Annotated in this window: 11 protein-coding genes and 1 pseudogene; 6 read left to right on the forward strand and 6 right to left on the reverse strand. The window is 50.7% G+C overall.

The genetic code is table 11. The features are described 5' to 3' along the window. The coding region (locus VIN66_RS03605) for a tetratricopeptide repeat protein (RefSeq protein ID WP_331922718.1) at positions 1-297 on the reverse strand (297 nt) is incomplete at its 3' end. 114 nt (positions 298-411) lie between these two features. Then, a complete protein-coding gene (gene xdp1 / locus VIN66_RS03610; protein ID WP_331922719.1) occupies positions 412-1,158 on the reverse strand; it encodes an exosortase-dependent surface protein XDP1 in 747 nt (248 codons plus the stop codon). A 349-nt stretch (positions 1,159-1,507) separates the two neighbouring features. On the opposite strand from xdp1, the gene VIN66_RS03615 reads away from it, so the two are divergent. The 3 genes from VIN66_RS03615 (at position 1,508) to VIN66_RS03625 (ending at position 3,601) form a co-directional block, all read left to right on the forward strand. Beyond that, positions 1,508-1,726 carry a ParD-like family protein gene (locus VIN66_RS03615; RefSeq protein ID WP_331922720.1) on the forward strand — a complete coding sequence of 73 codons (219 nt, stop codon included), beginning with the start codon at positions 1,508-1,510 and terminating at the stop codon, positions 1,724-1,726. After that, complete coding sequence (gene map, locus VIN66_RS03620) at positions 1,707-2,492, forward strand: type I methionyl aminopeptidase (protein WP_331922721.1); 786 nt, start codon at positions 1,707-1,709, stop codon at positions 2,490-2,492. Before VIN66_RS03615 ends, map begins: the two co-directional genes overlap by 20 nt. Positions 2,493-2,581: 89 nt before the next feature. Continuing rightward, positions 2,582-3,601, forward strand: a complete 1,020-nt coding sequence (locus VIN66_RS03625; RefSeq protein WP_331922722.1) for an SMP-30/gluconolactonase/LRE family protein — start codon at positions 2,582-2,584, stop codon at positions 3,599-3,601. Here the strand turns inward: VIN66_RS03625 and VIN66_RS03630 are convergent. The 3 genes from VIN66_RS03630 to VIN66_RS03640 all read right to left on the reverse strand — a co-directional run bounded on the left by VIN66_RS03630 (position 3,598) and on the right by VIN66_RS03640 (position 8,917). Next, the gene (locus VIN66_RS03630; RefSeq protein ID WP_331922723.1) at positions 3,598-4,398 is read right to left on the reverse strand and encodes a glycosyltransferase family 32 protein; all 801 of its coding nucleotides are present in this window, start codon (positions 4,396-4,398) and stop codon (positions 3,598-3,600) included. The two genes, VIN66_RS03625 and VIN66_RS03630, sit on opposite strands and share 4 nt — an antisense overlap. A 240-nt stretch (positions 4,399-4,638) precedes the next feature. Next, on the reverse strand, positions 4,639-7,728 hold the full coding sequence (locus VIN66_RS03635; RefSeq protein ID WP_331922724.1) for an efflux RND transporter permease subunit: 3,090 nt from the start codon (positions 7,726-7,728) through the stop codon (positions 4,639-4,641). 13 nt (positions 7,729-7,741) lie between these two features. Beyond that, complete coding sequence (locus tag VIN66_RS03640) at positions 7,742-8,917, reverse strand: efflux RND transporter periplasmic adaptor subunit (RefSeq protein WP_331922725.1); 1,176 nt, start codon at positions 8,915-8,917, stop codon at positions 7,742-7,744. Positions 8,918-9,134: 217 nt separating this feature from the next. Between VIN66_RS03640 and VIN66_RS03645 the strand changes: the two genes are divergently transcribed. The 3 genes from VIN66_RS03645 to VIN66_RS03655 are packed head-to-tail and all read left to right on the forward strand — an operon-like array spanning position 9,135 to position 11,987. Continuing rightward, positions 9,135-9,947 (forward strand): MipA/OmpV family protein, encoded by an 813-nt coding sequence (locus VIN66_RS03645; RefSeq protein WP_331922726.1) that lies wholly within the window; start codon positions 9,135-9,137, stop codon positions 9,945-9,947. Next, on the forward strand, positions 9,947-10,633 hold the full coding sequence (locus VIN66_RS03650; protein WP_331922727.1) for a response regulator transcription factor: 687 nt from the start codon (positions 9,947-9,949) through the stop codon (positions 10,631-10,633). Before VIN66_RS03645 ends, VIN66_RS03650 begins: the two co-directional genes overlap by 1 nt. Next, positions 10,602-11,987, forward strand: coding sequence for a sensor histidine kinase (locus VIN66_RS03655; protein ID WP_331922728.1), 1,386 nt, complete (start codon positions 10,602-10,604; stop codon positions 11,985-11,987). The genes VIN66_RS03650 and VIN66_RS03655 overlap by 32 nt, the downstream gene beginning before the upstream one ends. 22 nt (positions 11,988-12,009) lie before the next feature. Here the strand turns inward: VIN66_RS03655 and VIN66_RS03660 are convergent. Beyond that, positions 12,010-12,266: pseudogene (locus VIN66_RS03660) on the reverse strand (alkaline phosphatase family protein); the annotation flags it as partial.

Genomic DNA, 12,266 nt, shown 5'->3' on the forward strand with positions numbered 1-12,266 from the left:
GTAAATGTAACTGAGTTCGTCACTGAGCAGATTAACATCAGCACCATCGGTTAGCGCGCCTTCCAACACGTTTAAAGCCTGTGTGAAATGCTGCTGCTCCAACAGAATTTTGCCGAGTAAAATTTGAGCCGCTAAGTTATCCGGATTATCTTTCAGTACATTACGTAAGTGAATGCTGGCGCTATCATATTGTTTCTGCTGGTACAGTTTTAACGCGTTTTCGTAATTGTATTTACTGTCAGCAAGCAATTGGCAGGAATAACTCAGCAGCAATACCAGAATAAAGCGAACAAACATTGAAACCTCATATCATCTTTTTGCCGGAGCCGGCAAACTGTCCCTGTAAAGCAAATGAACAATAGCAGTAATAAGCAGATAAAAAAAAGGGGCCTGATGCCCCTTTTGTGCAGATTAAGCGCGCCGTCTGTACAGCAGGCCAAGCAGGCCCAGCGAAAACAGTGCCACAGTACCAGGTTCCGGCACTTGTACCGGGGTGTCAGTGTTGTCAGGCACAAAGGTTTTAGTGGTAATGCTGGCAAATTTAATATTGTCGCCCAGGCCATACTGGCCACCATTAAATACCGGGTTGTAAGCGCCGACTAACCAGTAATTAGCAAAAGTGCTTTTAATGCCCGCGCCTTCAACCGCGCTATTATTGGCAAATACATAAGGGGTATTAATACCGGTATTGGAGTAGCTTGCGGTTTGAATGGCAGAATTAGCCACCTGCTGCCAGTTCACTGAGCCGCCTGCGAAAGGATTAGCTGCAAAGGCACCGACTGATACCCAGCTGTAACCACTGGTCCAGCTGTTAGTCAGGCTTAGTAATTCAACAGGTTGTAAGAATTCCAGTAAGATAAAATCGAAGCCGCTGGTGTTGTCTACCGCATGAGAAGGAGAGCCGCTGTCGTTTCTGTTCCACAGCTGTACACCCCAGTTTGAGTCGAGTGTTACGCGGTTGGCTGATCTTACTGTAGATGTTGCGCTGCTGCTGTTAGACGACCAGCCAGAAAGCATTGCACTGTTACCGGCGCTGGATTGCAGAGAAAGCTTGTTAGCGCCAGTCGCAGTCTGACCGGTAGTAAAATTCCATGTTTCTGTGCTGGCATAGGCCGACAGGGAAACCGAACAGAGTAAAAACAGTAAGGATTTAAACATTTTCCATTTCCTACAGAGATAGACGACAGGGTTTATCACAATTCCTAACATAGCTTAAGCAAAAATCGATCCACTTATTTAGTGTTTGTTTTCATTGGGTTTTTATTAACAGTGATCCGACCAACTGTAAACTAATCTGACAGATCCTTTTACAGATCTTTGAGCATAAAGCGCTAGTAGTGTGGCGTAGTATAAAGGCTATAGCAAGTTAGCAAGCATTATCCTGGTCACCCTGGAAGCTACGTATTGTCGCCTGTTGTTGCTGCGGCAGCGTAACAGCAGAGGCTTGTTATTTGTCATGAATATATGATTCATATATAATTCGTATATTAAGTTGAGGAGGATAAGCTTGGGTATCGTTAAAATTGCAGATGAACTGCACGAAGAAATTCGTAAAGCCAGTGGTGCTATGTCCCGCTCCATCAATGCCCAGGCCGAATTCTGGCTGAAAATGGGCATGCTGGCCGAGCTTCACCCGACACTGAATTATCAGCAGTTGATAGCGACGTTGTTACGCCAGGCTGATGTAAGGCTTGCTGGAGAGATGGATGAACCCCGTTCCGCTTAAAACAACAGAAGAGCTTGCTTTGCAAAGAGAGGCGGGCCGTTTGCTGGCACAGGTATTTGCCATGCTGGATAGCAGAATTATCGCAGGGATGTCAACGCTGCAGATTAACGAGCTGGCAGAGCGGTTTATTGTTGATGAATTACAGGCGCGCCCAGCCAGCAAAGGGCAGTATGGCTTTGCCTACGTGCTTAACACATCGGTAAATGATGTGGTCTGTCATGGCGTACCGTCGGCGACACAGTTGCTGCGGGACGGCGATATTATCAACGTCGACATTACGCTGGAGAAGCATGGTTTTATCGCTGACTCCAGCAAAATGTACGGTATTGGCAACTTAAACCCGGGAGCACAAGCGCTGGTAGATGATTGCTATAAGGCGCTATGGTTAGGCATCAATGCCGTCAGACCGGGAGGGCGGCTGGGTGATATTGGCTTTGCCATAGAGCAGTTCGCCCGGCGTAAAGGATACAGTGTCGTGCGCGAATACTGCGGTCATGGTATTGGCCGGGAAATGCATGAGGCGCCGCAGGTGCTGCATTACGGTGCGGCAGGCAGCGGCATGATACTGAAGCCTGGCATGGTATTTACCATTGAGCCGATGCTGAATCAGGGCAGTAATAAAGTGAAAACCAAAAAAGACGGCTGGACTGTCGTTACCCGTGATAAAAAGCTCTCCGCGCAGTGGGAGCATACAGTCGCAGTTACCGCGAGTGGTGTTGAGGTACTGACACTGCGCAATGAAGAGCAAGCTTTGTTATGTGAATAAACATAACCGGCTGCGTGAATAACGACATTCCCTCATTTTTGACATCATGTTAGCCTGTAAAGAATTTTATCTGAGTTATGGATTTTGACATGCGCGCAACTGCTATGCTGCTGTTTTTATGGCCCGCCCTGGCCCTGGCCTTGGCTGATACGCCTCCGTGGCCTGAACAGCCGGTATTAACGCTGCAGCCTGATATGCAACAGGTTGTCAGCGAGCAGGCGGCACTTGAACAATTGGCTGAAGGTTTCCACTGGGCTGAGGGCCCGGTGGTGGAACCGGCGTCGGGTGATGTTCTGTTCTCTGATGTGCCGCAGAATACCGTTTACCGCTGGAGTACACAGCAAGGGTTGACGGTTGATCTGCAGCCGTCGGGGTACACAGGTTTGTATCCGGACAATAATCTACAGGAAGGTTCGAACGGCCTGATCTTCAACCGTAATAATGAGCTGGTGCTGGCACAGCACGGTGACCGGCGCCTGGCCGTGTTGCAGAACAGCAATACGGGTAAGCCAGAGTACAAAACGCTTGTCAGCCGCTATAAAGGTAAGTTGCTAAACAGCCCAAACGATGTGGTGCAGCATAGCAGTGGTGCTTATTATTTTACTGACCCACCTTACGGTTTAAAAGGCGCTGATAATTCACAGCAAAAGCAGCAGAGCATTAATGGTGTATACCGGCTGCAGAGTGATGGCCAGTTAACCTTGCTGGCCGCTAACCTGACGAGGCCTAATGGCCTGGCTTTTTCACCCGATGAACAATGGTTATATGTAGCGAACTCTGACCCTGAGACGGCGCAGTGGTGGCGATATCCGGTAAAAGCTGATGGTACTTTGGGTGAAGGCGAATTATTCTTTGATGCTACCGCGGCAGCAAAATTGGCAAGTGGTTTGCCGGATGGCTTAAAGGTGCTGCCATCAGGCATCTTGCTGGCTACAGGCCCCGGTGGCGTGTGGGTATTATCGGCAGCAGGGCAACACCTTGGAACCATACAAACCGGTGTGGCGGCGGCTAATGTGGCACTAAACCAGGATAACAGCTGGCTGTATATTACTGCCAGCCGCTATCTGCTGAGGATAAAATTGCAAGGCAATAACAGCGGTAAAGGTTAATGGCCACTGCCGTCTTGCACTAACAGCAGACTGTAACGCTTGCCCAGCCCCCATTGCCAGATTTTGGTTTCGCCAGCTTGTAACGGTAATAAAGCAGAGCGTACTTTGTTACGTTTTAACCGGATAAATTTGTACTGCTTAATCCGGAACAGCAGTTTACGGCTGTATTCATCAAACCAGGAGCCATTAAAGTGGTGGATAGCATAGCTTGGATAATCTGGTCTGGGTGTGCAGAAATAATGGCTGGGATAAATGACAGCGTCGGCAGCAAGCTTGGTTATGTTATCGTCCCGGTAAGGCTTTATCAGGCCAAACTCCCGGGAAAATATTTCACTGATTAAGCCCGTATTTGGTGTCAGATCGTACTGGCCGTCTGCTGTTGTAAACTGTTTGGTGTCGTAGGGGCGCAGCAGTTTATCTATTACCGTATTCTGTGCACAGGCGCCCATCAATGCTGTAACGGGCGCCAGACGGTTTTTAAACTTTTCAAAACCAGTTACAAAGCTATGCTGGCGAAAAACTTCTAAATCAGCGGTGACTTCCAGATCAGTGTCAAAATAGAACCCACCCTGCTGGTATAGTGCATACAGCCGCAGATAGTCAGATACAAAAGCCCATTTACCTGCCGCGAACGCTTGCTGCATATAGCTATTATCCAACGCTTTTACACTGTCGTTGTTCCATTCAACTATCTGATAATCCGGCAGATGCTTTTGCCAACTGGCAATACAGCGCTGCACCAGTTCAGGCTTGTCGGCATTCCCTACCCAGACGTAATGAATTATTTTCGGGATCATCAAATTTACCACTGCAGTTGTGTTTACCGGCAGCAATATAAAGCGCGCACGGGCGGCAGATTGTGTGACTTTGTAACGAAGCTGTTATCGGTATTACAAATGCCGTAATGACTGTATCCAACGCCCGGCAGCCGCTAAAGCGCCAAAAAGGTACGATTATTGTGCGCTGCGCGGCTGAAGTTATGCTGAATCATCAGTGGTGATACCGTTTACGATGTTTCAGTCTGCCGGAAATGTTGATTAATAGTTAAGCGGCGAAAACCGCTGCAAGTGTGGTTTTAACCATTGCACCGCATCATCGACGCAGCTGTACACCACCGGTATTACCAGTAAGCTGAGAAATGTAGAGGTGATAAGGCCACCAATCACCACTATGGCCATCGGTGCGCGAAAGCTGGGGTCTCCGCCGATGCCAAGTGCGATAGGAAGCATGCCTGCACCCATTGCAAGTGTTGTCATGACTATGGGTCTGGCCCGCTTACGACAGGCATCTAAGATCGCGTCCCAGCGGTTTAACAGGTGATCGCGTCTGGCAATGATGATGTAGTCAATTAGCAGAATAGAGTTTTTGGTGGCGATGCCCATTAACATGATTAAGCCAATCATCGCCGGTAGCGACAGTGCGGCATTGGTTAAAAACAGCGCCAGAAAGGCCCCCGGTACCGATAGCACCAGTGCAGCAAGAATGGTGACCGGTTGAACAACATCTTTTAGCAGCAGTACCAGTACCATATAAATACAGAATACGCCGGTTAACATGGCCACGGCGAAACCGCTGGCGAGTTCACCCATCATTTCTGCATCGCCCAGTGTAGTTTGGGATACGCCCGGTGGCAGAGTTTGTAGGCTTGGCAGCGCCAATACGGCCTGCTCAACCACACCCAGTGGCAGGTTATTTAGCTCTACTTCAAAGTTGATATTACGCATCCGGTCAAAGCGGGCGATTTCAGCCGGGCCACTGCCTATTTCCAGGCTGGCGACGTTCTCCAGTGCCACCGGGCCGCGGGCGCCGGGTACCGGTAAACGTTTAAAGGTATCGAAATCTTCGCGGGCAATATCATTCAGGCGCACTACTACGGGCACCTGGCGTTCACTCAGGTTAAGCTTGGCCAAATCCTGCTCGTAGTCGCCGGCGGTGGCAACCCGCAGCGTATCGGCAATGGCCGATGAAGTTACACCAAGGTCGGCTGCGCGGGCAAAGTCTGGGATAACAATCAGTTCAGGCCGCACCAGGCTGGCGCTGGAGGTAACGGCGCCAATGCCAGGAATAGCCCGCAGCTCGCGTTCTACCTGCAGTGCATGTTGTTGCAGTATGCGACTATCTTCGCCGGCCAGCACCAGCATATAATTTTCGCTTCCGCCCATACCCACTTTAATCCTGGCGCCGGGCAGGGCACTCAAGATTTCGCGTAATTGCTGTTCAATTTGTTGCTTGTGTAAACCAGCACGCTCACTGCGATGGGTCAGGTTAAGTGTCAGCACTGCGGAGCGCACGCTGGTTGCTGTGCTACCGGTGTTATCTGATGCACCTGAACTACCACTGCCAATAGCGGTGTAAATTTGTTTTATCTGCTCATTTTGTTGCAATATCTGGCGCGCCTGTTCCGCCAGGGCAATGGTATCCTGCAGCTTAGTGCCGGGCTGCAGCGTAAGCGTAACCTGGGTTTGCTGATTGTCATCTGCTGGCATAAAAGCACCAGGCAGTGTCATCGCCAGCATAATGCCGCCGGCAAAAAATACCGCCGCTGCGCTCAGGGTTACGCCTTTGTGCTGCAAGCACCAGGTTACCAGATGCAGGTAGTAACGAACCCAGCCCGGCTCCGGTTTGATCTGCTGTTTATTGTTCTGCCCAGGTGAGCGCAGCATGTAGGCGGCCATCATCGGCGTAAGTAGCCGGGCCACCAGCAGGGAAAATAACACTGCTATAGCTGCTGTCCAGCCAAACTGTACAAAGAACTTGCCTATTACGCCGCTCATAAAGGCGGTGGGTAGAAATACCGCTACCAGCGTAAAGGTGGTGGCAACCACTGCCAGGCCAATTTCATCGGCTGCTTCCATAGCGGCCTGAAACGGCGTTTTGCCCATTAGCAAGTGGCGCTCAATGTTTTCTATTTCAACGATAGCATCGTCAACCAGCACGCCGATCACCAGCGAGAGTGATAATAAGGTGACGGTATTGAGCGAAAAGCCCATCATATGGATCAGCCAAAAGGTGGGAATGATGGACAGAGGCAGTGCCAGTGCGGAAATAAAGGTGGCCCGCCAGTCGCGTAAAAACAGAAATACCACCAGTACCGCCAGCAAGGCGCCTTCATACAATAGCTGCATGGAGCCGGCATAATTCTCCGCTACCGGGTCAATCAGGTTAAACACTTCTGTTACGCTGATATCCGGCCGCTGTGTTTGCAGCTGTTGCAGCGCGGCACGCACCCCTTCTGCAACTTCAATTTCGCCGTAACCGATGGCGCGGGTTATCTCAAAGCCCACTACCGGCTCGCCGTTCAAAAAAGCAGCGGAGCGTTGCTCTGCTACCGTATCAGACACTGTGGCTATCTGGTCCAGCCGCAGCCTGCGGCCATCAGTTAACGTAATTTCCATTGCTGCGAATTCTTCAGCCGACTGCACGGTAGCAATGGTTCTCACCGACTGTTCCATGCCGCCAAAATAGGCACGGCCGCCGGCAGCTTCTTGCTGCACCAGCTGTAACTGGCGGGAAATATCGGCAGCCGTAGTATTGAATGCCAGCAGTTTGGCAAAATCCAAATCAATGCGTATTTCCCGGTCAACACCACCCACTCTGGCGATAGCACCCACACCTCTGACCGCCAGCAGGGTTTTGCTGATATCGTTATCAACAAGCCAGGATAAAGCTTCGTTATCCATTTGTGCTGAGCTAAGACTGTAAGTCAGAATAGGTGAGCCGGATAATTCTTCCTTTTTTATTACCGGATCGCGCAAATCTGCCGGCAGGTCTGAGCGAATGCGTGCGACAGCATCTCGCACATCGTCAAGCGCTTGCTGTATCGGGCGTTCCAGACGAAACTCAACTGAAATACGGGCTTCACCGTCGCTCAGGTTGCTGTATATATGCTTCACGCCCTGAACAGTGGCCAGGGTATTTTCAATCTTACGTACTACATCAGTTTCAAGTTGTGACGGCGACGCTCCAGGCAGCTCGACGGCAACATTAATTGTCGGCAGTTCTACGTCAGGCAGGTCCTGAACTTTCATCGCTTGAAAGCTGTTAAGGCCGAGTAATGTCAGTAAGACAAACAGTAAGATAGCCGGTGTTGGGTTACGGATTGCCCAGCTGGAAACATTCAGATTCATTTTTGACTCCGGCTTACATGGGGTTGTCTGACGAGCGGGCGAAAACCGCGAGCGGCTGATTGGGTTTTGCAATGTTGGCTACGTCGGGCTCAGCCGGAACAATCCGCACTGTGTCACCCGCAGAGAGAAAAGCGCCGCCGGTGACTACTACTTTGTCCGCTGTAGTTATACCGCTGGTTATCTCCACTAAATCAGCTATTCTGCGACCGGTGCTGACTTTGGTTTGCATGACTTTGGCATCGGTTCCAACTTGCTGCACGTAGTTAAAACCGTCGCGTATCTGCACTGCACTTTGCGGCAGGGTTAATGCTGTTGTCTCACCCAGCTCAAACCAGCCACGGGCAAAGCTGCCGGCATGGGTATTACTGTCTGACGGCAGGTCGACATACACCATCCCGTTGCGGCTTTGACTATCCACCACCGGAGCGACCATCCGTAAAGTGCCTGTAATGGCACCGCCGCCAAGCGGTGTGATGTTCACGCGCTGGCCCGGTTCGAGTTTTGCCAGATCTGCCGCAGCCACTTCTGCCCGCCATTCCAGCCGGCTGCCCCTGATCAGCCTAAACAACTCCTGGCCTGCAGGCATTACGGCACCTACTGTGGCAGCTCTGGCTGAAATAATGCCGTCATCGGGTGAGTACACCTTGGTATGCTTAAGACGTAATTGCTGTATATGCACCAGCGCCCGGGCTGACTGCAGCCTGGCACGTGCTGCTTTTTCAGCGGTGATGTACTGCTGGATAAGCTGTGCAGACAAGGCTCCGCTTGCTTGCAGCTCTGTAGTGCGTTTCGCATCAGCTGAGGCTGCTGCCAGTAACGCTTCTGCTTCTGCCTCTGCAGCCAGGCTTTGGGCCAGCTCTGCCTTTACTGTATCTGCATTGAAGCTAGCCAGCAGCTGGCCATGCGTTACTCTGTCCCCAACATTAACCAGCACTTGCTCCAGCTTTAAACCATTTGTTTCATTGCCGATACTGGCTTCCTGCCAGGCACTGATATTGCCACTGGCAGATAATGTGTTTGGTAACAGGGCGAGCTGGGGGCTGACGACGCTAACGGTCAATGTCGGCCTGGAGGTTGCTGCTGTTTTGTCTGCCGGCGCTTCAGTATGGTCTGCTGCGATAATGATGCTGACTGTGATTGCGACGATCAGTGCAATACCAAGCAATACAACCTGATGAGACCTTTTCATGTTCTGCTTCCTTAATCTGGTTGTTGCCTCAGGCGGTTGAAGGAGTTTGACGTTGGGGTTTATGCCTGAAACCTGCGTTACTGTCCGGTAGCTTGTCTTTCCGCAAACTTACTGGCGTAAAAACAGTAAAAAAATCTGTTGGTAAGTTTTAGGTAAGTCTGACGGCGGATGATGAGGATACTTTTTGCTCACTTTTTCATCTGACAGGAACTTATCTATGCACTCAATTATCTCAAGCTTGCCTTGGCAGCCTAAGTTACTAAAACGCGCAGCGGTGCTATCAGTTGCCGGTTTTAGTCTGATACCGTTAACAGTTTCTGCTCAGCAAGCAGATGACAATGCGTCGTCCTGGGGGCTGGGTCTGGCGGTGGTGACCAGTCAGAAGCCGTATACGGGGATTGACCGCGATAACAAAGTATTGCCGATACTGAGCTATGAGAACCGTTATGTCCGGTTAAGTGGCCCTGAGCTGGCCTTTAAACTACCAGGCTACCGGTTTAGCGAGTCAAACCGGTTAAATTTCAGTGTGATTAGCAAGTATGACTTTACGGATTACGAGCAAAGTGACGCCGCTATACTTAATGGCATGCAGGATCGTGACGGTGGTTTCTGGACCGGGTTTAAGGCAGAGTGGCAAAATGATCTGGCGGATATCAGCGGCGAGATCCTGACTGAAGTTGCCGGTGACAGTGAAGGAAATATCATGAATTTTGGTATCGAGAGAACCTGGCATTTTGCTGAGCAGTATATGTTTACACCACGGATAGTAGTGAGTTTGCTGGATAAAAAATATATAGATTACTACTACGGTGTTACAGCTGAAGAAGTAACCACAGACCGGGCTTACTATAAAGGTGAGGCAGGTGTGAATGTCGAAATAGGAGCGCGGGTCGGTTATATGTTTAAACAAAAGCACTTTATATTCTTCGATGCCAGTGTGACGAGCCTGGCATCAGAGATAAAAGACAGCCCTTTGGTTGACCGTTCCACGGAAAACCGGGTATTTCTCGGTTATATCTACAATTTCTGATGAACTGTATCCTGTTACTTGAAGACCATGAGCGCTTAGCCCGGCTGATATGCGAGGGGTTGGCGCCTGCCGGTATAGTGGCAGATGTATTCAGCCGTATCGAGCATGCGCTGGCTGCATTGCAACAAGTACCGTATCAGGCGCTGGTGATTGACCGCGGCGTACCAGACGGTGACGGCCTCGGGTTGGTGCGACGGCTACGGGCGGCAGATAACGCTATTCCCTGTCTGGTGTTAACCGCACGCACTGCATTGAATGACCGGGTTGAAGGGCTGGACGCCGGCGCCGATGATTATCTGGCCAAGCCTTTTGCTATGGAAGAAATGGTGACGCGGGTGCGGGCACTGCTGCGTCGTCCGGCTGAGGTACGTTCACTTGATCCACAATGCGGCGATTTAACCCTGCGCCCGGCAGACAGCCTGATGTGCTGCAACGGTAACAGCGAGACACTGGCGCCGGCAGAGCTGCAAATTATGTTATTGCTGATGCGAAAATACAAAGAGCCGGTGCGCCACAGTGCACTGGAAGCCGCCGGCTGGGGCTTTAGCGAAGCGGTGACGCCCAACGCACTGGATGTGGTGTTGCACCGCATCCGGCGCAAATTGCTCGCCATTGGTTCGCAGCAGCGGATAGTCAATATAAGAGGGATAGGCTTTGCGCTTCAGGATAACGGACCGACTGAATAGTATCAGTGTTAAAGTACTACTGGCTTTTGTAGCTGGCATGGTGCTCAGCGTCAGCCTTATCGCTTTGGTATTGGTAACAGCAGTAGTATTTAAAAGCAATATTTTTTCAGAACTTGAAGTAAATGATGCTGCTCAACATTTAGCTGAAGCTCTGCAGTTTAATGCTGAAGATGTTCCTACCCACATTGAGTTTGATGACGATTACGACTGGCTATTCGAAAGTTTGAGTCAGGAAGTGGCGTACCGGGTGCTGGATCAATCAGGCACCGTGGTGTTGTATTCTGCTGCTGGAGCGTCATTCTGGTCTGCTGTTAATACTTCTTACTCTTTAACTATCAGTTCTTTTGAGTTTAAGCGCGATGGAATCTTGATGGATGCAGCCACAGGAAGGGTAAAACATGGTGGCCAAATCTGGTTTGTGCAGATTGCCGCTAGTCGGCGTTTTATCCATTTTGCCCATGACGCCTTTGGCTTCAGCTTTATAGAGAGTGGACTGATGGTATTATTTTTTGTGCTGTTATTTGTATTTGGCACTTGTGCGCATTTTACTCTTAAACATACACTTAAACCTCTGCGCGAGCTATCAGAGTCGGCTGCATTAATTTCGCCACGTTCGTTGCAGGCCCGACTTAAGAACGACAACGTCCCAACTGAGATTGCACCGCTGGTAAACAGTTTTAATCACACTCTGGAGCGGCTGGAGCATGGCTACCGTGTACAGCAGGAGTTCTTGTCCACGGCAGCCCATGAATTAAAGACGCCATTGGCATTGATCCGCGCGCAGCTGGAATTGATGCCGCCAACAGAGCAGCGTAACTGGTTGCTGCATGATGTGCACTATATGTCGCGCCAGGTGCAGCAGCTACTGCTGCTGGCAGAAGCCAGTGAGCAGCAAAACTATAAGGTTATTACGCTTGATGCGACTGAGATTGCGGCAGAGGTTGTCGCTTATTTACAGCGTATGGCCGATAGCCAGCAAGTGACATTGCGCATAGAACGGCATATCGCCTGCCTGACATTACAGGCCGATAAAGGCGCGTTATTTACGCTACTAAAGAACCTGCTGGAAAATGCGATACAGCATGCGCCCCCTGGCACGGCAGTGTCGGTAGATGTGTTCGCCGACAATATCAGCGTGCGCGACCTTGGCCCCGGCGTAAGTGATGCGCAGTTGCCGCAGTTGTTTAACCGCTTCTGGCGTTCGGAACAGCGGCGGGATAGCGGTGCCGGGCTGGGCCTGACCATTTGCCGCGAAATTGCTCTGGCTCATGGCTGGGTATTAGCAGCCCACAGAATGCAGCCGGGATTGCAGTTTCGCTTACTGTTTCGTGCTGACGAAAATGCCAGCGCTTAACGGCCACTGCTAAACTGTGGTCTTATTCCCAGCGCGCGTCGTCTTCGCTGATATTAAACGCTATTGCCTCACCTGTAGCAGTAAGTTGTATAACCCGCTTCGGTGAGCCGTCGCTATTTAGCTCTACCAGCCCGATGCCGGACTGATTCAGCAAGCGCTCACCAGCTTCGGCGTTGTCGGGTTTGTGCGGTACGATTTTCATCCGCCGCCGTTTGGTAAACCAGTTCAGTGGCGAGCGCGGCGAATATAGCCAGCGGTTGAGCCGGTCCAGCACATCCA

It is taken from the genome of Rheinheimera sp., from assembly GCF_036568245.1.
GTDB lineage: Bacteria > Pseudomonadota > Gammaproteobacteria > Enterobacterales > Alteromonadaceae > Alishewanella.